At 70.6% G+C, this 22,056-nt stretch carries 34 protein-coding genes; 4 read left to right on the top strand and 30 right to left on the bottom strand.

The features are described 5' to 3' along the window. A partial coding sequence (locus C1I99_RS32745) for an Rv1352/Rv1906c domain-containing protein (RefSeq protein WP_199562113.1) occupies positions 1-246 on the top strand: 246 nt, incomplete at its 5' end. Positions 247-289: 43 nt separating this feature from the next. Beyond that, complete coding sequence (locus C1I99_RS13900) at positions 290-481, top strand: hypothetical protein (RefSeq protein WP_111134631.1); 192 nt, start codon at positions 290-292, stop codon at positions 479-481. 82 nt (positions 482-563) lie between these two features. Here C1I99_RS13900 and C1I99_RS13895 read toward each other — a convergent pair whose 3' ends face one another. Continuing rightward, entirely contained in the window at positions 564-797 is a 234-nt protein-coding gene (locus C1I99_RS13895) for a holin (protein WP_111134630.1), read from the bottom strand. A gap of 9 nt (positions 798-806) precedes the next feature. Then, positions 807-1,082, bottom strand: coding sequence for a hypothetical protein (locus C1I99_RS13890; protein ID WP_111134629.1), 276 nt, complete (start codon positions 1,080-1,082; stop codon positions 807-809). A 25-nt stretch (positions 1,083-1,107) separates the two neighbouring features. Here C1I99_RS13890 and C1I99_RS32325 point away from each other — a divergent pair, with 25 nt between their 5' ends. Further along, positions 1,108-1,323, top strand: a complete 216-nt coding sequence (locus C1I99_RS32325) for a hypothetical protein (protein WP_146603956.1) — start codon at positions 1,108-1,110, stop codon at positions 1,321-1,323. Here the strand turns inward: C1I99_RS32325 and C1I99_RS13885 are convergent. From C1I99_RS13885 to C1I99_RS13780, 23 genes are all read right to left on the bottom strand, one after another. Continuing rightward, entirely contained in the window at positions 1,310-1,555 is a 246-nt protein-coding gene (locus tag C1I99_RS13885) for a hypothetical protein (protein ID WP_233512495.1), read from the bottom strand. The two genes, C1I99_RS32325 and C1I99_RS13885, sit on opposite strands and share 14 nt — an antisense overlap. After that, the gene (locus C1I99_RS13880; protein ID WP_111134627.1) at positions 1,552-2,478 is read right to left on the bottom strand and encodes a hypothetical protein; all 927 of its coding nucleotides are present in this window, start codon (positions 2,476-2,478) and stop codon (positions 1,552-1,554) included. Before C1I99_RS13880 ends, C1I99_RS13885 begins: the two co-directional genes overlap by 4 nt. A 182-nt stretch (positions 2,479-2,660) precedes the next feature. Further along, complete coding sequence (locus tag C1I99_RS13875) at positions 2,661-4,304, bottom strand: hypothetical protein (RefSeq protein WP_111134626.1); 1,644 nt, start codon at positions 4,302-4,304, stop codon at positions 2,661-2,663. Then, on the bottom strand, positions 4,301-5,689 hold the full coding sequence (locus C1I99_RS13870; RefSeq protein WP_111134625.1) for a hypothetical protein: 1,389 nt from the start codon (positions 5,687-5,689) through the stop codon (positions 4,301-4,303). Before C1I99_RS13870 ends, C1I99_RS13875 begins: the two co-directional genes overlap by 4 nt. Further along, the gene (locus C1I99_RS13865; RefSeq protein WP_111134624.1) at positions 5,690-7,849 is read right to left on the bottom strand and encodes a hypothetical protein; all 2,160 of its coding nucleotides are present in this window, start codon (positions 7,847-7,849) and stop codon (positions 5,690-5,692) included. It abuts the gene before it with no gap. A 3-nt stretch (positions 7,850-7,852) separates the two neighbouring features. Beyond that, positions 7,853-8,203, bottom strand: a complete 351-nt coding sequence (locus C1I99_RS13860) for a hypothetical protein (protein WP_111134623.1) — start codon at positions 8,201-8,203, stop codon at positions 7,853-7,855. Positions 8,204-8,214: 11 nt separating this feature from the next. Then, complete coding sequence (locus C1I99_RS13855) at positions 8,215-8,793, bottom strand: hypothetical protein (protein WP_111134622.1); 579 nt, start codon at positions 8,791-8,793, stop codon at positions 8,215-8,217. Then, entirely contained in the window at positions 8,790-9,293 is a 504-nt protein-coding gene (locus C1I99_RS13850) for a phage tail tube protein (protein ID WP_111134621.1), read from the bottom strand. Before C1I99_RS13850 ends, C1I99_RS13855 begins: the two co-directional genes overlap by 4 nt. Further along, positions 9,290-9,475 carry a hypothetical protein gene (locus tag C1I99_RS13845; protein ID WP_111134620.1) on the bottom strand — a complete coding sequence of 62 codons (186 nt, stop codon included), beginning with the start codon at positions 9,473-9,475 and terminating at the stop codon, positions 9,290-9,292. The genes C1I99_RS13850 and C1I99_RS13845 overlap by 4 nt, the downstream gene beginning before the upstream one ends. Positions 9,476-9,485: 10 nt before the next feature. Next, entirely contained in the window at positions 9,486-9,899 is a 414-nt protein-coding gene (locus tag C1I99_RS13840) for a gp17 family tail completion protein (protein ID WP_111134619.1), read from the bottom strand. Beyond that, positions 9,896-10,291 (bottom strand): hypothetical protein, encoded by a 396-nt coding sequence (locus tag C1I99_RS13835; protein WP_111134618.1) that lies wholly within the window; start codon positions 10,289-10,291, stop codon positions 9,896-9,898. Before C1I99_RS13835 ends, C1I99_RS13840 begins: the two co-directional genes overlap by 4 nt. Beyond that, entirely contained in the window at positions 10,291-10,689 is a 399-nt protein-coding gene (locus C1I99_RS13830; protein WP_111134617.1) for a DUF6093 family protein, read from the bottom strand. Before C1I99_RS13830 ends, C1I99_RS13835 begins: the two co-directional genes overlap by 1 nt. Then, positions 10,686-11,273: a hypothetical protein gene (locus C1I99_RS13825; RefSeq protein ID WP_111134616.1), complete on the bottom strand. Its 588-nt coding sequence runs from the start codon at positions 11,271-11,273 to the stop codon at positions 10,686-10,688. The genes C1I99_RS13830 and C1I99_RS13825 overlap by 4 nt, the downstream gene beginning before the upstream one ends. Before the next feature lie 2 nt (positions 11,274-11,275). Next, the gene (locus C1I99_RS13820; protein WP_111134615.1) at positions 11,276-12,307 is read right to left on the bottom strand and encodes a hypothetical protein; all 1,032 of its coding nucleotides are present in this window, start codon (positions 12,305-12,307) and stop codon (positions 11,276-11,278) included. Next, on the bottom strand, positions 12,304-12,456 hold the full coding sequence (locus tag C1I99_RS32740) for a hypothetical protein (RefSeq protein WP_158554055.1): 153 nt from the start codon (positions 12,454-12,456) through the stop codon (positions 12,304-12,306). Before C1I99_RS32740 ends, C1I99_RS13820 begins: the two co-directional genes overlap by 4 nt. Positions 12,457-12,458: 2 nt before the next feature. Then, positions 12,459-12,785, bottom strand: a complete 327-nt coding sequence (locus C1I99_RS13815; protein ID WP_158554054.1) for an Lsr2 family DNA-binding protein — start codon at positions 12,783-12,785, stop codon at positions 12,459-12,461. Between the two features lie 8 nt (positions 12,786-12,793). Continuing rightward, positions 12,794-13,633, bottom strand: coding sequence for a major capsid protein (locus C1I99_RS13810; protein WP_111134613.1), 840 nt, complete (start codon positions 13,631-13,633; stop codon positions 12,794-12,796). A 12-nt stretch (positions 13,634-13,645) separates the two neighbouring features. After that, on the bottom strand, positions 13,646-14,302 hold the full coding sequence (locus tag C1I99_RS13805; protein ID WP_111134612.1) for a phage scaffolding protein: 657 nt from the start codon (positions 14,300-14,302) through the stop codon (positions 13,646-13,648). A 2-nt stretch (positions 14,303-14,304) separates the two neighbouring features. Then, complete coding sequence (locus tag C1I99_RS13800) at positions 14,305-14,553, bottom strand: hypothetical protein (RefSeq protein WP_111134611.1); 249 nt, start codon at positions 14,551-14,553, stop codon at positions 14,305-14,307. 9 nt (positions 14,554-14,562) lie between these two features. Next, a complete protein-coding gene (locus C1I99_RS13795) occupies positions 14,563-15,432 on the bottom strand; it encodes a VG15 protein (RefSeq protein WP_111134610.1) in 870 nt (289 codons plus the stop codon). Continuing rightward, positions 15,413-16,849 (bottom strand): phage portal protein, encoded by a 1,437-nt coding sequence (locus C1I99_RS13790; RefSeq protein WP_111134609.1) that lies wholly within the window; start codon positions 16,847-16,849, stop codon positions 15,413-15,415. The genes C1I99_RS13795 and C1I99_RS13790 overlap by 20 nt, the downstream gene beginning before the upstream one ends. 4 nt (positions 16,850-16,853) lie before the next feature. Then, positions 16,854-18,530, bottom strand: coding sequence for a hypothetical protein (locus C1I99_RS13785; protein WP_111134608.1), 1,677 nt, complete (start codon positions 18,528-18,530; stop codon positions 16,854-16,856). Beyond that, positions 18,517-19,005, bottom strand: a complete 489-nt coding sequence (locus C1I99_RS13780) for a hypothetical protein (protein WP_111134607.1) — start codon at positions 19,003-19,005, stop codon at positions 18,517-18,519. The genes C1I99_RS13785 and C1I99_RS13780 overlap by 14 nt, the downstream gene beginning before the upstream one ends. 519 nt (positions 19,006-19,524) lie before the next feature. On the opposite strand from C1I99_RS13780, the gene C1I99_RS32735 reads away from it, so the two are divergent. Next, complete coding sequence (locus C1I99_RS32735; RefSeq protein ID WP_158554053.1) at positions 19,525-19,692, top strand: hypothetical protein; 168 nt, start codon at positions 19,525-19,527, stop codon at positions 19,690-19,692. A 132-nt stretch (positions 19,693-19,824) separates the two neighbouring features. Here the strand turns inward: C1I99_RS32735 and C1I99_RS32320 are convergent, their stop codons facing one another. The 5 genes from C1I99_RS32320 to C1I99_RS32730 all read right to left on the bottom strand — a co-directional run. Further along, positions 19,825-20,400 carry a hypothetical protein gene (locus C1I99_RS32320; RefSeq protein WP_146603955.1) on the bottom strand — a complete coding sequence of 192 codons (576 nt, stop codon included), beginning with the start codon at positions 20,398-20,400 and terminating at the stop codon, positions 19,825-19,827. A gap of 90 nt (positions 20,401-20,490) precedes the next feature. Continuing rightward, positions 20,491-20,757: a hypothetical protein gene (locus tag C1I99_RS13775; protein WP_111134606.1), complete on the bottom strand. Its 267-nt coding sequence runs from the start codon at positions 20,755-20,757 to the stop codon at positions 20,491-20,493. After that, the gene (locus C1I99_RS13770) at positions 20,754-21,149 is read right to left on the bottom strand and encodes a DUF6221 family protein (RefSeq protein WP_199562112.1); all 396 of its coding nucleotides are present in this window, start codon (positions 21,147-21,149) and stop codon (positions 20,754-20,756) included. Before C1I99_RS13770 ends, C1I99_RS13775 begins: the two co-directional genes overlap by 4 nt. A gap of 14 nt (positions 21,150-21,163) precedes the next feature. After that, complete coding sequence (locus C1I99_RS13765) at positions 21,164-21,823, bottom strand: hypothetical protein (RefSeq protein WP_111134604.1); 660 nt, start codon at positions 21,821-21,823, stop codon at positions 21,164-21,166. A gap of 53 nt (positions 21,824-21,876) precedes the next feature. Continuing rightward, positions 21,877-22,056: hypothetical protein (locus C1I99_RS32730; RefSeq protein WP_158554052.1), on the bottom strand; the 180-nt coding region annotated here is incomplete at its 5' end.

The raw sequence follows: 22,056 nt of genomic DNA, 5'->3' as shown, positions 1-22,056 counted from the left end.
CCTCCACCGCCGCCGCCCACCATCGAGGAGGGCACGTGGACGGTGGGCCTTGACGTCCCGCCGGGCACGTACCGGGTGACGGCGCCGGTCACCGACGACTGCTACTGGGCCATCACGAAGAGCGGCACGAATGGTGAGAACGTCATCGCCAACGACATCCCGGGGGGTGGCCGGCCGACGGTCGTCCTGAAGAAGGGGCAGGACTTCGAGTCGTCTGGCTGCGGCACCTGGCAGCGCACGAAGTAGAGGCCCCAGCCGCGTGGGCGAGAGGTCCCGGGAGGTACCGCCGATGATCGACGTAGTGCTGGTGCACCACCTGCGTGACGGGTCGACGGTCGCGAAGGCATGGTCCGTGTCCGACGATCAGGCGGCGGAGCTGGAAAGGCAGCTTGGCCGGCCGCATCACGAGCAGATGCTCGGGCCGGACCTGTCGGAGGCTGCCGACCACTTGACGGCGCGCAGCCTCTTCATTGAGGACTGACCTGAGACGCTCGCCCCGGACACGACGAAACGCCCCCGCCCGGCCCGAAGGCTGGACGGGGGCGCTTCGCGCAGAGCTACGGCTACCGGTCGCCGGCAACCCAGCTCGGCGAGTCCGGCTCACCGGCCAGGTTCGCGCTCACCAGCGACGTGAGCACCGACAGGACGACCGCGCCGGAGGCGATGCCGCCGGCGGCCGGCCAGTCCGCGTGCCACGCGTTGAACACGGCGTCGCCACCGAAGTAGACCAGCAGCGCCTGCGCGGCGGTCTTGACCGCGCGCTCGCTGGCGGCCTTCCAGAACTTCGTGGTGAACATTGAGCCTCCTCAGACTCTCTCGGGCCAGTGCCAGGTGCCGCCTGCGGTGGGGTGGTCGATGTCCTGGCACCGTGGGCCCTGGTGGCACCCGCCGCCGTCTGCGATCGGGTGGAAGAACAGGCCGGTCGGGTTCGCGACCATCAGTCCCACGCGGTTGAGGTCCGCGTTCGCGCCGTTCGGGTCGTCGACCTCGGTGACGATGGCGGCCCGGCACTTCTTCGGGAACTTGCCGTCCGCGCTGCCACGCGCGACGTAGTGGACGATGCGTCCGACGGTGGGCTGCACAGGGCCTCCTGGGTACGGTGCGGGTGTGGTGGGTGGCAGGTGGGTGACCCGCAAGGGTCAGCGGGTGTGGCAGGAGTGGGCGCCCGACCCGTGCGTGGGGCATCCGCCGATGCGTCCCCGGCATGGGGAGTGCCCGCGATGCCGGGTGTGGATGGGCCGGGTGTGGAGCTGCCCGCAGTGCGGGCGCGTCGAGGTCGACCCGGAGCACGAGCAGGAGTGCCCCGGGATCAGCGAGACGTGATGCCAACGACCGCGACGACCAGCGCCGCAATGGAGACCAGTGCGGCCAGGGACGGCAGCGGCCACCGCCCACGCTCCAGCGCCCGGATTCGGTCCTCGTGGTCCCGGATGTCGTCGTCGTGCCCGCTGCCTTGGCCTACCAGCTTGTTAACCGTGTCGGTTAGCTTGATCAGCGCGTCGTAGATGTCTCGGGCAGTGATGACGACAGGTCCCAGCGGGTCGGGGGCGGTCACGATGCATCGGGAGCGGCCAGGCGGCGGGCGAGTTCGTCGGCGAGCTGCCTCGCCATCGTCGGCGGGATCGCCTCAGCGATCTTCTCCGGAGTCAGTTCCGCTAGCACCCCGGCAACGATCGCCGGGACATCGGTGCCGCCCTTCCCCGCCAGCTCAGCCAGCCGGGCCTCTACGCGGGGAAGCACCTGCGCGATGTAGGCACCCGAGCCGGCGGGCCCGGACACCAGGGCATACGACAGATCGGCGAGCCGCTGCGCCAACGGCTCCACCGGCCCGGGCCGGCCGTCCACGTCCTTGATGGCAAACCCGAAACCGTCCCGCCCGGTGCCCAGTAGCGCGGCCTCGACGCGCTTGAGTCGCAGGTCCTGTTCCGGTGTCATGTCGTCCCCCTCGATGAGTCCGATGGTGGTCAGGTATCGGCGGAACAGCGGCGTCTGGTCGCGGCCCGCTTTGATCGAGTCGCGGAACCAACTGAAGTGGGTGTGCCACAGGTGCGAGCTGTCACCAGACGACCGGCGCCCGAGGCGGTCCCACCGGCGGACGACCTTGCCGTCGGGCGAGTAGATGATCTCGCGGATGTCCCGGGTGTCCGGGGCGCTGGCGACGCACTGCCCCACGCACCAGGTGGAGAAGCTGTACAGGTTGTGGGTGCGCCCGCCCGAGCGGACCTCGAAGAGTCCGACGTCGAGCGCTGAGGCGTCAGTAGTGAGCCCGGCCCGGTCGCGGGGCGACTCGACCACCGAGTAGTCGTTGGGCACCACCCGGTCCGAGCCGCAGTGGTAGCCGCCCCGGTGGGCCCGGTCGCCGACGATGCCAACCTCGGCCGGCTCCAAATCCTGCGACCGGACGCGGGATTCGTCGACGTTGAGGTGGGCGAGCAGCAGCCGGCGGACAGCCAACAGATTGCTCGGTGCGCGCGTCAAGGTGTCACCTCCACACGGACAAGGTCGAAGGTGCGGGTACAGGCCGAGCAGTAGACCCGAGACGCCGACCCGTCCACCGGCACCAGGCGGTGAGCAGCCGTCGCGCACTGCCGGTCCCGGATCAACTGCTCGGCCTCCGCCAGCGTGTACATCGGCTCCGGCTCTGACATGCGATCCCCCCATCACCTGCGGATGCCGCTGGTAGCCCGCCGAATGTCGGCGATCTGCCGGGGCACCGACGGGGCGTACGAATCCAGGTCCAACGTCGCGGCCCCGTCGGATGCCCGGTACTCGCCGCCGATGACCCGGAAAATGGTCACCCCGTCGCGTGCCGTGGCGTTGAGGGCGTCCGGGCGGGGCAGGATGCCCCGCACCCGGATCAGCCCGGGGCCGATCTCCCACGGCATGACCATCCGGCCCGTCTGCAGGTCGAGGATCGGGCGGGCGATGCGCAGCCTGCCGGCGTTCGGCGGGTACCTCCGGGCGGCCAGCCACTGCTGGCCGGCCCGGATCGCGGCCGTCGCCGACCCCGCATCCGACCCGAGGTCGATGCGGCCCTGCCTGATCAGGCCGGCGTCGTCGAGCAGCGGCACCGTCGCCGACACGGTCGCGGTCAACGGCTGCCCGAGGGTGTCCCTCCACCGCACGGTCACCCGGTTGTACAGGCCGTCGGCGGACCCCTGGGAGTCGTAGCCGTCGGTCACGTCCGCCACGTAGCGGACCGTGCTCGGCGTCGGCACCCACTCGAACCGGAACAGGCCGTTGCTGCCCCGCTCCCAGGCCCGCCACGTGAAGCCACCCTCCAGCGTCATCAGGTCGTCGAGCACCCGCGCAGCGTCCACCCCGTCGGGGTAGATCAGCTGGTCGATCTGGTGGGTAGTCGAGTCGATCCGCGCGCCGGCGCCGTCGAACTCGGTGAGCAGCCGGCCCAGCAGATCAGCGACGATCTCGTGCGCCAGCACGTAGTTGTTGGGATAACTCGCCGCCGTCAGCTGCTCGGTGCCAGCAGCGTTGTAGCGGGTCGCCTGCACGATCATGTTGGAGATCGACGCCCAGTGGTTACCGTCGGACACCGTGCCGCCGACACCCGAGTAGAACACCCGCCACTCGACGGTGGTGCGTCCGCTGGGAAAGTTGGTGACGATCAGCCGCGGCGACGACCCCCCGCCTGCGGTGTTCCAGGTGTCCGAGCGGGCGTTCTCGCCGCCGGACAGCAACCCGTCCGTCCGGGTCACGGCCTGCACTTGGAACGCCGTGTCGGTGCGACCTGCGTCCCAGGTGTGATCGATCCTGGCCAGCTTCTGCCCGGACCGCTGGAGACCCACGTACCGCATCACGATGCGGGCGGACGTCGCGATGGTCAGGCCCTGCGGGAACTGGAGCACCAGCGCCTGGACCTGGCTCCCTGCGATACCTGGGTCGGTGCCCACCGCGGTGGTGCCGGCGGGAACCACGTTGTCCACGCGCTCCAGCTGCGACAGCGGCTGGTCGACGTAGATCAGCGGGACGATGCGGTCCCGGGTGTGTGACTGGCCGCCGACGGCGGCGATGTCCCACACCTGCCCCTGACCGCCCGCCGACCGACCCGGATCCTCCAGCCGGCCATCCCACACCACCTGGCCGTTGCGGCCGTCGTGGATGGTCAGGTCCCCGTAGTAGGCGATCTCATCCGGCTGCAGGGTCAACGGCCGGTTCAGAGCAATCTGCGCCGACTGGTAGCCGCCCGGGTCCGTCCACCTCATCGTCAGGTCACGCACCTCGCGGGTGACGTTTCGTTCCCCGCGGGCGGTGCGCAGTCGAATGCTCAGCGGGATCGGCAGGCTCACGATGACACCGGCCGCACCGACAGATACCGCGGCCAGTAGTAGGGGGTGACCTCGATGGTGCGGGTCTTGTCGTCGCCGCCCTGGGAGGTGGTGCCGACGTCGAGCAGCCACATCACCCGGCTCGCCCGACCGGGTGTGAGCATCGGCGCGAGCCCTTCGACCTCGCTGATCTGCGTGGCCCGCACCTCACCGGACGCGCCGGTGGCGTAGACCTCGGTCGCCGCCGCGTCGAGCACAAACGCGGTCGGGCCGGCGAACTCCGACCACTTGACCAGGCAGAACCGATCGTCGGCGGGAACGTACGCGATCACGTCCATGTCGAGGCTGCCGCTGCCCGACGACCGGCCCGCTGAGACGAACAGGGACATCCCGCGCACCGCGAGCGGGATACCCGAGTACCCGTCGGTCTGCGGGTCGAAGCCAAGCGGCATTTGCAGGAGCCCCACGTCGACCCAGCGGATGTTGGTGCCCGACGGCAGAGTCACGGTGTCGCCGTTGACATTCACCCCGTCAAGACTCGCCGACAGGCGCATCGTGATCACGTCGGCGGACACCGTCTTGCGCACCCGGACGAACACCCGGTAGGTGCCCCTCACGTCCACGCTGGCGCTGGCGGGGAACGAACTGACCGCCAGCCGAGACACCAGCGACGCGTTGCTGGCGAACGTGCACCGCATGTAGTTGCTGCCACTGCCTGACATCACCGGGTCATTCGCCTGCACCGACGTATCGGTTTGGGCGGTCATCGCCTCCGCTTGCAGGGTGCCCGGCATCCCCGACGGAGTACCGCGGCGGCGCACCCCGATGGCGGACTGCCGTCGGCCGCTGATGGCGACGCTGGCCAGCGGAACCTGCACGAACAACGGAGTCTCCACGTCGCCCTTCGGCGCGGCGATGTCGAAGTACAGGCCGTTCGACGCCGCGGCGGGATCGTTGTTCACCGTCACCGTCGGCAGGGTCTCCTTCAGGCCCACCGCGAACGGCTCGGCCGGAATAGCTGCGGTGACCTCCTTCAGGAACGGGTTCCACGTCACCGAGTCAGGCCCGCACCGGAACGTCTGGAAGAACACCGGCTCGGTCGTGCCCGGGCGATAGCGGAGAATGTTCGTCGGCCGGTCCAACTCCCGGTAGAGGTCCTGCAACGCGTCCGCCATCGCGTCGTCGTCCACGTCAGCGATGCGGGCGACCAGCATGATGATCCGATTGCCGTAGGCGGCGGCCGGGTACCGCTCCCCGTCGGACAGCAGTGTGGACACCACCGCCCGGCGCAGCTCCGGCAACCCGAACTCGGTGGAATCCTGGACACTCCACGGCGCGACCATCAGGTCCAGCCGGACCGTCGGCGACGCCGAAACCTGGTCGACGAACTGCAGCTCGCAGTTCACTCACACCCCCCGCTCGTAGAGGTCGGCCTGCCGACCCTGGATGTAGCCGACGGTGCGCCCGTCCAGCTGCACGGTGAGGCCGACCAGCGCCGCCCGGATCGCCCGAGCCGTGGCCATCGCCACCGACCAGCTGCCAGAACCGGTTGACGCTTCGGCACCGCCGCCGTACGGCCCGTCGACCCGCGCCGCGGCGCCGCCTGCGGGCACTACCTGCTGCCCGTACCACATCGCCGCCCGCGACAGAATGTCCAGCGACCGGTCCCGGTCACCGAACCGAGGGATGAACGCCTCACCGCCTGTGGCCGGCTCGGCGAACGCGTACCGCGCCGGGCTGACCGGCGAGTAGATGCCGGCCTCCCGGAGCAGACCGTCCCGGGCGTGCTCGGTGATGCCACCCCACCGGCGGCCGGTCGCCTGGGTGGCCTGCTCGCGCCGCACCTCCAGGTCGACGATCGCCCGCAGCCGAGCGGAGGTGAAGATCTCCCTGGGGATGCCCGAGAGGGTCTTCTTCCAGTCGGACACGCCCTTGTTGTCGGGTTGGAAGTCGGCGCGGGTATCCACTTCCCTAGGAATGCCGAACAGCTGGTCGGCGAGCCGCTCCGCCTCGCCCCGCTCCACATCCATTGCCTCGGCGGTGCGGAGGAAGTTCTTCCGCGCGTACTCGGTCGCCTCTGCGGCCATGTCGTGTGACTTGGTGGTCGCGTAGATGTCCTCCGAGGCGCGCTTCGCCGCCTCAGCGATCCCGATCAGAGCCTCACGGTTGGCCCGCTGCTTGGGAATGTTCCGGTCGATGCCGTCGCCGTTGCGCTTCGCCGCCTCAGCGGCCCGGTCGATGGCCTCCTCCAGTGCGATCTGCGACCGCTCAACGGAGATCGCCTCACCGGTGAGGCGCCCCAGCGCGTCCTCAAGGGACTCAACGTCGTAGGTGGCGTCGGACGCCGCGCCGCCGGTCTGCCCGAGGGAGTTGATCAGGTCCTGCAAGCTCTGCGACAGGCCACCGGAGGTGATCTTCGCGTTGTGCTCCTCGACGATCAGCTGGAGGAACTTCTCCCGGTCGCCGACCGCCAGCGCGCCGATCTTCTCCATCCACCCGTACGCCTCGGTGAGGGCTGCGACGGTGCCGACGACGCTGCGCGCACCAATCTCGAAGATGCCCCACAGGGTGGACAGAGCCCGCGACCCCTCGTACGCGCGGTCCGAGAGGATCTCGAAAGTGTCGCCGGCGAGGTCCCCGGCATCCTGCGCGATGTCGCCCAGCGCCTCGACGACCGGGCCAGCCCGCTCCACCGCGGTCGCGAACCCGTCCACCCCGTCCTTAGCCCCGGCCAGCAGGTCCTCGGTCAGCGGACGCACGAAACGCGACGCCGCGCTGAACGCCCGCTCCAAGTCGTCGTCGATCTCACCGATCTCCGACCGCACCAGCCCAAGCGCGTCGAGGGTGACCGGCACGAAACTGACCCCGGCGCGCTGCATGGCCCGCCCGAACAGGTCCCCGGTCTCCGCCGCGGACGCCTGCACCGCCGGGTTGCGGGCCGCGATGGCGAGACCGCCGACGACACCCCCAGCGCCGGCCGCGCCGACCACCGCGCCGGCAACGGCACCCCCGATGAGGACGGTCAGCCCCGCGGCGATGGGCGCGCCGATGGCCGCCACCGCCGGGTTCAGCCCGGCGATCGGCGCCCGGGCCAGCAGCGGGCCAAGCCGCGCCCCGAAGGACACGCTGACCCTCCCGGCCAGCTCGGCGCCCATGTCCGACGCCGAGTCGACGTCGATCAGCTTCCGCAGGGTGACCCGAGAGCGCAGCTTCCCCTGCTCGACGCTCAGCTTCTCCGCCAGCCGCGCCCGCTCAGCCTCATCCGATGTCGCGGCGATGGCCCGGGCCAGGTCACGGACGCCGGCCGTCGTCTCGTCGATCTGCCGGTCGAGTCGCTGCGCGTCCGCGCGCAGCCTGTCGAGGTCCCGGCCGGCGTCGGTCGCCGAGTCGCCCAGGTCGTCCGTGGAGTCCTTCGCCCGGGCCGTCGCCGCCGCGGCGTCCTTCGCCGAGTCGGTGACGTCGTCGAGGGCGTCGTCGAGCTTCTCCGCGGCGGCCGCCGCCCGGCCCATACCGCGGACGAACGGCCGCTCGTCGACGTCCAGACCGACCTTCGTGGTGCGGGTCACCGGTCACCCCCTCGGGACGAGCTGGACGGCGTGCAGAATCGCACCCGGCCACTGCGGGTTCATCGCCTCCGTGTCCCGCTCCGACCGCTGCAGGGCGGCGCAGCAGTGGCACTGCATCGGCGTCCCCGGCAGCGGCAGGTACACGGCCGTGCCGGCCGGGTTGTTGAAGTCGTGCGCCGGGTCGGTGGTTTCCTCCAGCGGCTGCCCGCACCGCTTGCACAGGCCCTGCTCGTACTCCTCCAACGCCACCAGCAGCGCCACCTGCTGGTCGTTCCACTCCGGCTCCGGCGTCGACCTGACCATCCGGCCGTCCTGGTCGTGCTCGTAGACGGTGGACGGCTCCCACCCCTCCAACCGTCGGGGGGCTACGCCGAGGGTTCGGGCGAGCCGGAGTCGCTGCCGGAAGGCGGGGTCGTCAGCAATCCGGCGACGGAGAAAGGGACGTCGATCTCCGCAACGTTGAGGTTCCAGCAGGCCCGCCACAGCCGCCGCCACTGCTGCTCGGACAGCAACTCCCCGTCCGGGTCGAGCAGCCGATCCCACGTCTCGTCGCGCAGCTTCGGCGAGATCGTCGACGCGCGCACCAGCGCCGGCAGGAACGTCAACCGGTTGACGCCCATACCCACGTCGTCCGGGTGCACCGTCGCGCCGTCCTTGCGGGGCGGGTGCGCGTCGGCCAGCTCGTTCCACCGCTTGCGGGGCAGCGCCCGCAGCCGGAACTCGACCGTGGCCGCCTCCACCTCGGCGCGCAGCTTCTCCATCCGCTGCACCAGCTCGGTGGTGCCGCTGCCACCGAGACGCGGGTCAGCCGCGGCCTTCACCTTCGCCTCGGTCAGCTCCTTACCGAGGCGCTTCCACTCGGCGACCAGGTCCCCGCGGGTACACACAGGCACACGGTCCTCGGGGAGGTGCGCGCCGGCGAGGATCGCATCCGGGTCGGTCACGGGCCTACCACCACCGAGTCCAGAGCGACCGGGCCGGTGACGAACATCCGCTGGGTGACCGTGTGCACCGAGTTGGCGCCGTTGAAGTTCTTCATCGGCTCACCGGCGGTGATCGGCCACACGTCCACGATGTCGGCCGCGGCCCACGCCTGGGTGCGCGGCACACCGTAGCGGGCCACCAGGTAGCCGGTGACGCCCTCGGCGAGGGTCGTGTACGCCTCGTTGCTCGTGGGCACGGTCGGGTTGTGCACGTAGACGAGCGTGAGGCTCTTGGTCTTGCGGCCGGGCTGCTCGAAGTCCTGCGTCGCGCAGAGACGCTGGTCGGTGACGGTGGCCTGGTCGCCGGTCGGCTGCCAGCCGTCGATGGTGATGTAGCAGGACAGCGCCTGCGCGCCGGCCGCGGTCAGCTCGGTGACCGTGGGCGCGGCAGTGTTGGCGATCGCCGGCACGTAGTCGACGCGGAGGGTGCCGTCGGACGGCACCGACACGGGCATGGTCATCGGGTGGTCTCCCTGCTCCTCGGCGGCCGTGCCGCCTTGTCTGTGCTGACCTTCGCCGGCAGCGGCCGGCCAAGCTGGTCCGTCGCGGGCTTGTCGACGGTTTCCAGACCGAGGCCCTCGGCGCGGTCGCGCCGCATGGTCACCTCATGTCCGGTGGAGTCCTTGACTCGCGCCCAATCCATGTCTTCCTCCTCAGCCGGGCAGAGTTTCGAGCCGGTACTGGGCCACCAGGTCCATCACGAGCTGCCCGGTGGACTCGTCCGGACGCGGCGGGTTGTCGACGGGGTCCTGCCGGATCGGCCAGCAGGTACGGCCGGCGATGGTGGGCACGAAGTCGAGCAGCGCCCCGGACACCAGCTGCGCGACCGCCCGCGCCGCGATGGCGTTACCGCCGACGCAGTGGCACGTGACCGTGGTGACGGCCCGGCCGGACTCCATCGCCAGCGACGGGCCGAGGTCGTAGCGGGTGGTGATGTGCACCGACACGTACGGCGGTTCGGCGCCGGCAGGCACCTGCGCCGGGCTGTCCGGCTCCGGGTACACGGTCAGGTTGGCGGTGGCACGCAGCCGGGCCAGGATCGCGTCGGCATGCGCCTGGATGCTCACCGCCGCCCGTCCAGGGCGTCCGCGGCGGCCTTCTCCAGCCCGCGTTCGAAGTCCGGCGTCCACCGGTCGAGTGCCGGGCCCAGGTGGGCGTACGGCGGGTTGTTGACCGTGCCGTACTCCAGGACGTTGCCCAGCGGGCCCTGCCGGCGGTCCTTGTCCGGGCCGATCTCCGCCGACACCCCGACGCCCACACCGTGGTCGGTGGTGTCGTAGGTGATCGCCCGCGGGTAGTCCGGCGCGTGCGCGATGCCCGACGCGAACTCCTGCGCCGTCCGCTTGGTGCCGTGCGCCGTGAACTGCACCGCCTTGCGAATGTTGCGGTGGGCTTCCTCGGGCACCTCGGCGAGGTCGGCGACCAGGCGGTCGACGCCCTCGGCGCGGATGTCGATCATCAAGAGGTCACCTCCTCAATGCCGAGCCGTCTGGCGGTGGCGTGGCTCTTCGCGAACTCCCCGCGCACCACGAACCGCCGCCCGGTCAGGTCCGGGTCGTAGACGCTGGCCGTCATCTCCACCCGATCCCCCGCCCGCACATCCGGCGACGACGCCACCGGCAGCCACAGGACGCGGGGCACCATCAGCAGCTCCGCGTCGCCGGTGGTCGTGTCACCCGGATTCGCCGTCGCCTGCTGCACCCGGCACTTGCCCGAGTACACCGTCGAGAACGTGGGTGTGATCTGCCCCGTGTCCGGGTCGGTGGAGGTGCCCGTGACCCGCCGGATGAGGCAGGTGTCGACCATCAGTCGTTCGGCTGCGCGGCGGCCGCGCTGCAGCACGCTGCCGGCGCTCATGACCGGGTCACCACAACCGCCGCCCCACCGCCGAACCGGGCGGCCAGCGACTCCTTCGTCCCCTCCGGGAGTTCCATCGGCGACACCGGCGCGTCCGGGCCCTGCGCGTAGGCCACCCGGTAGTCGTCGATCGCCTCGGACTCCTTGCCGGTGTTGGCCTCGTAGCCGTCGGCGGCGTGCGCGACCCCGGCGCCGACGAGGTTGCACACCATGTCGACGATGTCCGCCGGCACCTCGTCCAGGCCGGCGGTGAACGTCACCGTCACCTCAGCCGGGATGTCGCACGGCTTCTGCCACCGGCAGGCACGCCACAGCGAGTTGCCGCGCAGCTTCCAGTCGGTGATCGCAACACCGTCGAGCAGCACCGCCGCGACCGACCGCACCGGAACGGCCGGGAGCCGCAGCCGCCGCCCCGGCACCGTGTTCAGGGTGACGGTGGCGGTGGTCAACGTGATCGGCACACCAGCCGCGTCTCGCACCGCCGCGCTCGCCGAGGCCAGCAACGCCGCGATCAGCGTCGCGTCGGACGTGTCGATGCCACGGGCGGTCAGATCGGCGTCCGTCGCCAAGTTCGGGAGCGCCACGGCTAACTACCGCCTGTGCCGATGATCTGCCAGTTGGTGCCGTCGAAGACGACCTCCCGGAAGCTGTACTGGGCGGCGATGCCGATGGACTCGACACCGTCGATCAAGCCGCCGTTCGTGTCGCCGGACTGGATGTCGAAGCCGTGCGCGCCGGCCGAGGTGCGCTTGATGATGAAGCGTTTGCCGGGGGTGGTGTCGGCGGCTGCGGGCAGGTTGACGAGGGTGTCGCCCGCCGAGTTGTCGATGAGCTGCACCGTCGGGCTGCTCTGGGTGAGGAACACGTCAGTGGTGTTGTGGCTCTGCGGCGCACCCAGGTCGCTCTGCGTCCCGATGCCGGCGATCGCCGCGTTCAGCTGGGCGAGCGTCACCGTCTCGTCAGTCTGGACGGCGTCCGCGGCCGCTACGGCGCCAGACAGCCGCCGCATGACGAGGGTGTCGCCGAGGACGTCCTGGTCGTAGCCGACCATCCCGATCACAGTGGTCGACAGGGTGGTGCCGATGACCACCTTCGTGATCAGCGGCGTCGGGGTGGTCAGCTTCGCGTCCAGTGCAGTCTGAAGGTCGGTCTGGTCGGCGAGGGTGCCGGTCAGGTCGCCCCACGCCACGGTCTGCGGTGGGTCGAACTGCTGCCAGACGGCGCCCTCGTAGATGACGTGATCGCCGACCTCGAACACGATCGGGCCGGCGCCGAGGTCCTGCGTGCCGGCGACGGAGACGCGGTAGAAATCGCCGGCGGTGCCGGTGCCGTTGGCCAGGGTCGGCGTGTTCGTCGAGGCGTCCCAGTTGCCGTGGTAATTGAGGCCCGCGATCGGCATCTGCGCGAGCTTGACCAGGCCGTTGGCGTCGAGAAGTGGGACACCGTTGGCCTGGTCGGTGAGGATGCCGATGGTGGAGGTGCCGGCATCCCACGTCACCGGCGCGGTGGCGTTGACGTCAGCGGCCTGCACCGCGCCGGCGTCGGTGGCCGGCATTGGGTCGGCCGCGCTGACCGGCACCAGCTCCCCGCCGGGACCGAGGAAATGCAGCAGGGTCATAACTCCTCAGCCCCTTCGTTGGTCGGTTCGGCCTCGGGCGGCTGGGCCAGCGCGGCGAGCGCGGGCGCCGCTGCCCCAATGGGCAGAGGGTCGGCCGCGCTCACCGGCACCAGTTCGCCGTCCGGGCCCAGGAAATGCACCAGGGACACGGCTACTCCGTTTCGGTCGCGGCCTTGTACGCGTCCACGACGGATTCAGGGATGCTTCCCCGCGCCGGGCATTCGACGTCGTTCTCCTTCGCCCACCGCCGCACGTCCGCGGGCTTGGGCTGTGCCGTCTTCTGCTCCGGCGCGGGCTCCGGGTCAGATTCGGGCTCCTGGACGGTCGCGCCCTCCTGCTCGACGTCCGGCTCCGATTGCGGCTCCTGCTCGGCCTCTGGGCCGTCCTCGACGTACGAGTACTCGCCGGAGCCGCCCCCCACGAGCCCGGATGCCACTACGGGGTCAAGGTCGACGACGAGGCCGTTCGGCCCCTTCACCCGGGGCATTACGGCGTCGCCGTGAAGGTCGCGACGCCGGTGGGGCGGATGACCTTCCCGCCGTAGACGTGCAGGCCACGCAGGCGGTCGGCGAACTTGTCCTGGCCCCGGAGCGCCTCGGTCTCCTCGATCTGGGAGACGTAGGCGATCGAGGGCCGGTACCAGGCTGCGATCTGCGGCTGGGCCACGTTCGGCAGGTTCTCGCTGGAGACGACCAGGAAGTTGAGCAGGCGCCCCAGCACCGCGTCACGCAGACCGGCCGGCGTGCCGGACACGTCCACGCTGGTGAGCTTGCTGTCCGCGCCGAGCAGGAGGGCCTCGAACTCGGCGTTGACGACGGCGACGCGGTTGCCCTTCGGTGCCTTCGCCTTGTTGAGCCGCTTGTTCAGCTCGCGGAAGATGTTGAACGCCTGGTCGCCGGTCGTCAATGCGGCCGGCGCAATGATGTTCCCCGGGTCCGCGCCGGTCACCGCGAGCGCGAGGATGAACTTGTCGGCGTCCTCGGCCAGGCCCTCGGCCGCGGACTCCGTGTACGCCTCCATCGAGCCGGCCGCCTGCGCCCGGTCGATGTCGTCGATGTAGAAATCGAAGTTCTTCTCCTGGTCGATCAGGAGGTCCTGGCCGGCGTCCGACACCGGGTCGGCCACGGTGGTGCGCGGGTTGCCGCCAGCGCCAGCCTTGTAGTCCTTGACCGCGACGTTCACCGCCGAGGTGATGTGGACCGTGTTGCCGCGAGTCGCGTCGCCCTCGTACTCGCGGTTGACCAGGTTCGCGGCGATCGCCCGCTCGCGGAAGTCCAGGAGCATCTGGGCGTTCCAGATCTCCGGGATGAAGTTGGTGATAGCCATTTCTGGCCCCTCCTAGGGTTTCTTGCCGAGGAGGTTGTCGAGCCTCCCGGCCTTGCGTGCGGCGTTGATTTCGGCGGGCGACATCTTCTTGATGTCGTCGCGCGTCAGCTGTCCGGCCGGCGTGCGCTTGCCGCGCGCCGAGTCGAACGTGGTGGTGCCGCCTTGCGCGGCCAGGTACGGCTTGTTCTTGATCAGCTCGCTGATCGCGTCGGCGATGTCGCCGGCGTCGACCTCCCCGTCGTCGCCAACCTCGAACTGGTCCAGGTCGAGCAGGCGCAGCGCGTCGGACGGGTCGGCGAGTTTCCCGGCGGCGGCGGCCTTCACCTCGCTGCGCAGGATCCGGGCGTTCGCCTTCGCCAGCGTCTCCGCCGCGGCCTCGCGCCGGGCGGCGTCGATGGCCTGCTCGTCGGGGGTCTTGTCCTTCGCCGCCGCTGCGGCTTCCAGGTCGGCGAGGCGCTTCTTCAGCTCACGCGACTCAGCCCGTGCGGCCTTCTCGCGCTGCTTCATGGCGTCCAGTGCCTTCTTGCCCGGGTCGCCGAGGGCGTCCGCGCCGTCCGGGTCGTCGGAATCGACGGCGTCGGCGAGGAGTTCCTGTGCTTCCAGGTCGTCGTCCCCGATTGCCGAGGTGTCGACGTCAGCGGGCGTTGCGCCCGACTGATCAGGCTGCATGTTCAGCTCCCTTTCAGGGTTCCGTCCTCAGCCCAGGTGGCCGGGATGAGGTTCGTGGCGCGGAGGTCGCGGGCGCGGCGCATGATGAACCGGCGCACCTTCGCCCGGCCGGCTTCGCCGCCTTCGGCGCGGCCGACGGCGCGGATCGCGTTCTCCAGGTCGCCGCGGTTGCGAATCGGGAACCGTCCTCCGGGGAGGGCGTCGCCCTGTTTGGTGGCCTGCCGGCGTTGCGCGGCACTCAGGTCAGCCATTGGTCCCCCCTAGGTGATGTAGCCGTGCAGCCTGAGCAGCCGCACGGCGTCGGCCCGGGACCCGGCGTCCCGGTAGATCTGCTCCGGCATCAGCCGCGGCCTGCGCCGGCCGGCGGCCTCGTGGGTGAACTTGCGGCCACCGGCGGCGTACATGCCGCGGTGCGCGTTCACCACCCGGGCCAGGTCAGCGCCGTCCGCGACGGCCTCGGCGTCCGCGACGGACAGTCCGGTGACCTCGCCGGCCGCGAACAGCGCCTTCGGGTCGGTGCGCAGGTCCCCGGCCGCGTCCTCCACGGAGGGGATGTGGACGCAGTCGCAGTTGGGGTGGCGCTGGAATCCGGCGTTCCACCGGTACCAGCGGCCCGCGAGGATCGCGCAGCGCCCGCAGCACGGCGGGTTGACCATCCGCACGTAGCCGACCCGGGGCGTCGCCGCGATCCCCACGCCGGCGGCAACACGGCCGGCGTCGGCGGTCTCGGTGCGCGTGATCCGGTCCAGCCGGGCCCGTCCGGCGTCCATCGCCGCGGCGACGCTCACGCCGGCGCCGATGTCCTGCTTGACCCGGATCACCGGCTCGATCAGCAGGGTCGCCAGGGGTCGGCCGTCAGCCGCCGTCCCGGCGAACGCATCCGGCTCGACCTGCCCGACCGGGTCAACGCCGATGCCCTGCTCGGCCAGCGCCCGACCCACGTACGCCGCGCCGGCCTGCGCGGAGGTGCGCTGCGCGCCCGTCAGCACCGGCAGTAGCGCCGCGAGGAACGGCCCCAGCGCATCCAAGTTGTCCCGGTCGACGAGCCGCCACGCCCGGCGGCCAGCCGCGACCGCGAGAGCGACGAGCCGCTGCTGACGCCGGTAGTGCTCAACGGCCGCCCGGAGCACCGCTGCCGCTCAGGTCGCGGGCGATCCGCTCCATCGTCGGGTCGGTGCGCTCCCGCCGCGCCATCTCCAGGATCCGCGGGATGTCCCACGGCGGCACGCCGTCCAACTCCAGCAGGTACTCCAGCGGGTAGCCGATCGCCTTCTTCTTCGCCAGCGCGTCAGCGCGCTGAGCTTCGGACCGGTACTGCACGTCCCGCCACATGATTTCGCCGGCCGCCGCCGCCCGGGCCTTGGCGTCGTCGCCCTGCGCCAAGGCGACAAGGCGGTACACCTGCCGCAGCGCCGGGTTGACGTAGGTGATCCGCTCCAGCGTCTTGCTGACCAGACCCGCCTCAGCCACCGTCAACGACTCGGCGGAGGTGTTGACCAGCTTCGCCACCAGGTAGTGCGGCGGGGTGCGCGTCTGCGCGGCGATGTGCTCCACCGCCTGCTCGATGACCCGGCTGTACGAGTCGAGCTGCGCCGCCGTCCACTCGCCGATCGTGGCGTCCTTACCCGGCAGGAACATGATCCGTTCGCGGAGCAGCTCGTCGAGTTCCACCGGCCGGGAACCGACGACGTTGCCGGTCTCGTCGAGGATCGGCACCTTCGGCACGTCGGACTTGAGCACCACCCGCTGCGGCAGGGACGCGTAGTCCAGCGCGTTGAGCAGGTACGCCCACACCAGGTTGATCGAGTCCTGCATCGCCATCACGCCGCCGATGTCGGACATCGGCTCGTCGTCGAGCAGCGACTGGTTACGCAGCTCCACCAGGGGCACCGCGCCGAGCGGGTTCGGCGCCGGCCACGTCTCGCCCTGCACCTCCCGAGGCACCCAATCCACGGACAGGGGGGTGGGACGGTCGGGACGGGCGGGGTCGCGGTCCAGGCCGGTCTGCCGCTGGTACTTCCACACCTCACGGCGGGTGTAGAGGGTGGCGTAGTCCCACTTGTCGTCGGTCCACACCGTCATCCCGTACCGGCTCTCCCGGGTGGCCGGGTCGTACTCGACGATCGCCTGCGCCGGATGCTCGAACGTGATCCGCGGCGTCGTCGCGTCCCGCGGGTTCGGCGCCACCAGCGCGAACGCGCGGGCGGCGACGACGAACACCTGGAACGCCTCGGAGGCGTCGCGGTCGGCGTCGCTGGCCAGCCACACCCGCTGCAGGTCCAGGTCGGCGCGACGCGACTCCGCTTCCAGGCGGATCCCGAGCGGGTTCATGCGCTCCGCCGGTGACTGCGCCACCGGCATGCACCAGTTGTCCGAGAAACCCTCGAACCGCTTCTTGAAGTAGTCGCGGAACTCGTCGGATGCGAACCTCAGGCGCCCCTCACGGCCCTTGAAGTAGTCGATGCGCCGCTCGATGTGCGGCCGCCGGTCCTGCAGCTCCCGCGACAGTCGGGCGACCGCAGCACGAGCCTCGTCCTCGGTCGCCACGCCATCACCTCCTGGACCGCCTCGTGCTCGACGCGGTGTATACGAAGTTGTCCTCGCGCGGCCACAGCCCGGCCGCTGTGACGTCCCCGGCGGCCTCGTGCACCAGGATCGAGGTCACGCAGGCGTCGATCTTCTGCGTCTGCGACGGCTTACCCAGCACGTACCGCTGCGCCGGACGCGGCAACTTCCGCGCGTTACGGACGTGCACCAGCGTGGTCGGGCAGCCGTCATGCGTGAACGTCGCGTCCTTCTTGACGACGTCGGTGTGCAGCCGAACCGCTGCCTCGTGCATCTGCACCAGCCGCTGCGTGTACCACCGGATCACACGCTTCTCGCCGTACGTCGCGGACCAGTCGTCACCCTCGGTCTTCCAGTCCGGCGGGTCGAAGTAGAACCGCACCACGTCGAAGCGGGCGAACAGTTCGTCGACCGCGGCCCGGACCTCCAGCCGCGGCACCTGGCCGCCGTGCTTCGCCGGATCCCAGACGGTTGGCAGCTTGTCCTCGCCGAACGTCGGCGTGAACTGGTAGCCCTGCTCGGTCTCGGCCCGGATCACCGTCCAGTCGTCGGTATCGGAGCCGTCCAGGGCCAGCACGATCGCCGTACCCGGAGGCACCTCCCGCGGCGGCGTCCCCGGCGGCATCACCCGCTGCCACTCCCGGGCGTCCCACCGGTCACCCTCCAGCCACGTGCCGGCGCCGTAGACCATCCGGTTGCCGTAGTACCGCTCCGCCTGCGGCGGGTCCTTCTCGGCCAGCTCGGCCGCCTCCGCGTCGATCGAATCGACGTCGACGTGCGGCGAACCCGCGTAGTTGAACGCGTGGATCTTCCGGCGCTCCCGCTTGTTGCGGTACGACAGGTTCGCCGGCGGCGGCTCGTAGAACCGGAACACGTCCCGCGCCGCCGACTCGTAAGTCCGCTGCGCGACCGAGTCCTCCGACGGGTCGTACGGGTTGGTGGTCTCCATCGACCGGCCGCCCATGCCGGCGGCGCCGCGCCGCTGCGTCTCGGCGACCTTCCGCAGCTTGTTCTTGTCGTTGTACAGGCCCGTCTCGTCCTGCATCACGAACGTGACCGGGTTACCGACCTTCGACAGCGCACCCGAGCTGACCGTGTCGATCTCACCCTCGGTGCCGATCCGCACCATGTCCTCGCCGAGGCGCATCAAATCGCTCAGCGGACCGAGCCGGATCATCGCCTTGACATGCCGGTAGATGTTGTCCGTCTGGTCCTCGGACGTCGCCGTGATCTGGATCAGCGGCGTCGGCCAGCGCATCCCCTTCGGCTCGCCCGGGTCGTACTCGTACACCCAGCCGCAGCCGCAGCCGTTGTCCTCGCACCGGTAGACGTCGCCCGGCTCCGCCCACCCGGCGAAGAGCACCGGGCCGCCGCCCTCAGCGAGGCACAGCGCCGCCGACCACGGCCCCTTCCCGATCTTCTGCGGCCCGATGATCTGGCTGCGCCGGTGGTAGAACGCCGGGCCGAGCACCGGATTCTCAGGCGCCCACAGCGCGGTCCTCTTGACCCGGTAGTGGTTGACCGTGCACCACAGCTGCCAGTCGTAGAGCTCGTAGGCGCCGCCCCGGTTGAACCGGTCCGGCTGCGGGCAGTGCCGCTCGATCCACGCCGGGACGATCCACAGAGTCGGGAAGTCAACGACGTACCGGTCAGACGGCGGCATCGCCGCGCACGACCGTCAGCCTGCCCTTCGGCGAGCTGGCCGGCCGCGCCCCGCCCCCCGCCGGCGTGGCCGGCGCACCAGCCGCCGCCGCGGTGCCCGGGCCGCCCCCGATCTGCCACCGGTTACGCAGCAGCCCCGGGATCGTCAGACCCAGCGCCTCACCCAGCTGACGCACCACCACCGTGGCCGACGTCGACGCGCCGGGCCGCTCCGCCTCGACGAACCGCCGCACGTACAACGCGACCTCCAGCTCCTGGCCGAGAACCTCCCACCGCGTCGCCTGCGGCTTCGCCCACAGGACGCCCCACAGCTTCAGCTCCCGCTCAGACGCCTCGGTCAGCGGCCACACCGGCGCCGGACCGGGTCGCCCGGTGATCGGCAGGACGTGCCACCCCGGGTCGCTGCCGCGCTCCCTGCGCAGCGCCTCCGGATCAGGTGCGGGACCAGATCGGGCCCGCGCTCCACCACTACCCATCTTCGATCAACTCCCTCGGCCCGCGTTGCGCGGCACCTCGGCTGGCCGTCACATTGCGTGACGGTCGGGGTCGTTTGAACTCGACGGACCGGTCGGAGCCCTCCCCGGCGGTCCTGTGGCCTGCGGCGTTGGGGGTCACCCCCCACCCTCCGTGACTCAGGGTGAGGTCCCTCGGCGCCAGCCTCGGTTGCATGAGGCGTGTTCGAGGCGGTCGGCTTTGGCGTTGGGGTTGTCGCGTAGGTCCACGCTGTGGCCGGCGTCGAGGTGTTGGCCGTGGAGCATGGGGCGTCTGCACTTTGGGCATGGGGTGCCGGGGATGAAGTGGCGCAGTAGCCGTTCGCGGGTGAGTTCGTGGTCGCGGTCGTAGCCGCGTTGCTGCCGGGTGCCGCGGGCTTTGTCGGTGGCGCGGCGGTGTTGGGCGCATCGGCCGTGGGGTACGAGTTCGGGGCAGCCGGGTTCGCTGCAGACCTTCAGCGTGTGAGACATGTTCTGTCCGTTGCCGGCCAGTAGCGTGGGCCTGTGATCGATGTGACGGTGCAGGTGGAGGGCGGCGATGTGATCGCCGAGATGCGGTTGCCGGACAGGTTCACGGACTGGCGCATCCGCCTCGATGACGTCACCTACAGGGTGACGAGGGTGGATGAGATGGTTCGCGGGCAGCGGTTGGTGGTTGTGCCTGAGCAGTGAGGTTGTTGCTGGGTTGGGGTAGCGGGACGGCCCGGGAGCTGGGTGCTCGACCGGGCCGTGGGGAGGGTCCGCCTAACACCGCGGTCGGCGCCTTGCATTGGCTGGAAGCCTAAGCGAGCGGCCCCAGCGTCGTCACACCCGAGATGGAAGTCGGATAGCGTTGCTCTTGATCTTCTTCCCGTCACCTAGGTACAGGACCGCCCTGACCCGAACGCGCCGACGCTGAAGGACTCGACACCAACCAGCGGCGCAGATCTCCAGCGTCTGGAGCGGGTAGGCCACGGTGTCTTGATCAAAGGGCGCAAGGCGAATCGGAAGCTGTGTCTGGGTGAGAGCCGGGCCGGGAATCCACGGCGCCACGAAGCCCGGCCGTAGCCTCAACTTTTGCGAGCGGCGCTGGCGGATCTTCCTGGTGTGGACTAGCCGGACGCTGGAGACGGTTACGGGCGAACGACGGGTGTTCCGAACCTCTACCGCGACCACGTTCTGTCCGACTTCCGTGTCTGTCAGATGTCCATTGGCCCTCAGAAGGTCTTCCGCCAGGGCACCAGGAATAACGCTCCCTCCGACCTGGGCACCGAAGTACAGCCTCGCCTTGAGCTTGTAACCGCTCTGCCGGAAGGTCCAGACGGCCAAAGCCGTAGCGACCACGCCAAAGACGAAGCTCAAAATCGCACTTATCGGATCAACATCGCCAATCTGAGGCACGATTGGCAAGGATATCTGAGCTGAGCCACAGCCGAACCGGTCCGCCCGGGGCCGTGGGCAGAGTTCGCCTAGTGGTTTGGATTGATCAAATCATGCGGTGGCCATGATCCTTTCGTCAAGTCGGCGCTTGCGGCCGCGGCCGGAGAGGAACTTCTCGGCCTCGATACCGATGGCTCGGCTGAGCGGGTATCGGGTCTGCCGGCGCCCCCGTTGGTCGCGCATTTTGGCTGTTGGGAGGCCGTCGCGGGCGGCCCAGTTGCGGATCATGGCTTCGGTGATGTCGGGGCCGAGGTGGTTGGCGATCATGCGGGCGGTGCCCCAGTGGTCGCCGTCGTGCTTGATCCATTCGTCGGTCATGGGCGCCATTCGTCGCGGTAGCCGGGCCGGCCGGCGTACGGCAGGGCCAGCAGGCGCAGCACCGGATGGGCGATCGGCGGAGCCTCCCCCGGCACGAACTCCGGCGGCTGACCCGGCCGGCTCACGTCGATCTGCGCGACCGACAGGAAGTCGAGGATGCGCCGCTTGGCGTCCACCTCGGCCAGCACCCGGGCCGGGTCGTGGCGGGCGATGTGCTCGACGTTGTGCGGGTGGCAGAAAGCCTCCTCCTCGCCGACCACGTAGTGCTCGACACCTTCCAGGTGCCAGGTCCCATTCGCAGGCCACGCGATCGCGCGGTAGCCGGCCTCCCGGGCGATGCGCTCGTCGTCGTCGAGCTGCGCGCGGAGCCAGGTCACCAGTTCGTCGGTCACGGTTCGAGTCTCCCTCATGCAGCGCTGGTCAAGCGGGTGGTGAGTGGGTGGTCGGGGCCCCAGACGTGGGGGACGTCCAGGGCGCGGATGGTCGTGCCGCAGGGGCAGTCGGGGCCGGCGCACAGGCAGGCCGGGGTGCAGGTGACCGTCCACGTCGGCCTCGGTCCGGTGGTGTGGGCGGTGAGTTGGCGGCGGGCGCAGCGCGGGCACCGTATGCCGGGCACGCCGGTGCCGTCGGGGTCGAGGTGGAGGGTGTCGCGGATGCGCTGGTCGGCTTCGTCGAGCCACCGCCAGAGGTGGCCGGCGGTGGTCGGGCGGAGCGTGGGCAGGGCGGTGGTCAGCGCGGTGAGGTGCTCGCCGTCGGGGAGCCGGAGGGCGCCGGCGAGCCAGGTGAGGGTGGCGGTGGTGGAGGCGGCGAGGCGGGCGAGGCGGCCGTCGCGGACTTCGGGTTCGAGGTGGTTGACGGCGGCGCGGCTGGCGGGGTCGCCGTGTCCGCCTCGGCTGGTGGGGCCCGGGTTGGGTCGCCACGCTTGGATGGCGCTGGCGGCGGCGATGACGCGGGCTTCGGCGCGGCGGTCGGCCTGCTCGCGGGTGACGGCTTGGTTGAGGTGGGTGCGGGCGGCGGCGAGTGACCAGGCGGCGCGGGTGGCGTGCAGCTGGTGCGGGTGGGTCACGGGCGGCCTCTCGGTGCGCGGGGTGTGCGGGCGTTACGGGGTCGGGCTGGTGGTCACCACGGGAGCAGCCAGGAGTCGACGTCGACGGGCTGGGCCGGGTACGCGCAGCCGTTCGAGCGGAGGTGCCGGAGTTCCAGGGCGACGAGCTGCTCGGCGCGGAACGTGGCGATGAGCACCGGCTGGTGGCAGGTGCAGCGGGTGGGGTCGAGCAGCATCGGTTCGGTGGGTTTGCG

This window comes from Micromonospora deserti (assembly GCF_003236335.1).
Classification (GTDB): domain Bacteria; phylum Actinomycetota; class Actinomycetes; order Mycobacteriales; family Micromonosporaceae; genus Micromonospora; species Micromonospora deserti.
The sequence above is the reverse complement of the archived record's forward strand: the minus strand, read 5'-3'. Positions and strand labels throughout refer to the sequence as shown.

What these genes read in the sequence shown, in the direction of transcription:
- C1I99_RS13780 (WP_111134607.1), bottom strand. Translation starts at nt 19,005, where the DNA reads ATGGGTAGTGGTGGAGCGCGGGCCCGATCTGGTCCCGCACCTGATCCG.
- C1I99_RS13775 (WP_111134606.1), bottom strand. Translation starts at nt 20,757, where the DNA reads ATGACCGACGAATGGATCAAGCACGACGGCGACCACTGGGGCACCGCC.
- C1I99_RS13810 (WP_111134613.1), bottom strand. Translation starts at nt 13,633, where the DNA reads ATGGCTATCACCAACTTCATCCCGGAGATCTGGAACGCCCAGATGCTC.
- C1I99_RS13800 (WP_111134611.1), bottom strand. Translation starts at nt 14,553, where the DNA reads ATGGCTGACCTGAGTGCCGCGCAACGCCGGCAGGCCACCAAACAGGGC.
- C1I99_RS13830 (WP_111134617.1), bottom strand. Translation starts at nt 10,689, where the DNA reads ATGAGCGCCGGCAGCGTGCTGCAGCGCGGCCGCCGCGCAGCCGAACGA.
- C1I99_RS13785 (WP_111134608.1), bottom strand. Translation starts at nt 18,530, where the DNA reads ATGCCGCCGTCTGACCGGTACGTCGTTGACTTCCCGACTCTGTGGATC.
- C1I99_RS13895 (WP_111134630.1), bottom strand. Translation starts at nt 797, where the DNA reads ATGTTCACCACGAAGTTCTGGAAGGCCGCCAGCGAGCGCGCGGTCAAG.
- C1I99_RS13850 (WP_111134621.1), bottom strand. Translation starts at nt 9,293, where the DNA reads ATGACCATGCCCGTGTCGGTGCCGTCCGACGGCACCCTCCGCGTCGAC.
- C1I99_RS13805 (WP_111134612.1), bottom strand. Translation starts at nt 14,302, where the DNA reads ATGCAGCCTGATCAGTCGGGCGCAACGCCCGCTGACGTCGACACCTCG.
- C1I99_RS13900 (WP_111134631.1), top strand. Translation starts at nt 290, where the DNA reads ATGATCGACGTAGTGCTGGTGCACCACCTGCGTGACGGGTCGACGGTC.
- C1I99_RS13835 (WP_111134618.1), bottom strand. Translation starts at nt 10,291, where the DNA reads ATGATCGACATCCGCGCCGAGGGCGTCGACCGCCTGGTCGCCGACCTC.
- C1I99_RS13820 (WP_111134615.1), bottom strand. Translation starts at nt 12,307, where the DNA reads ATGACCCTGCTGCATTTCCTCGGTCCCGGCGGGGAGCTGGTGCCGGTC.
- C1I99_RS13845 (WP_111134620.1), bottom strand. Translation starts at nt 9,475, where the DNA reads ATGGATTGGGCGCGAGTCAAGGACTCCACCGGACATGAGGTGACCATG.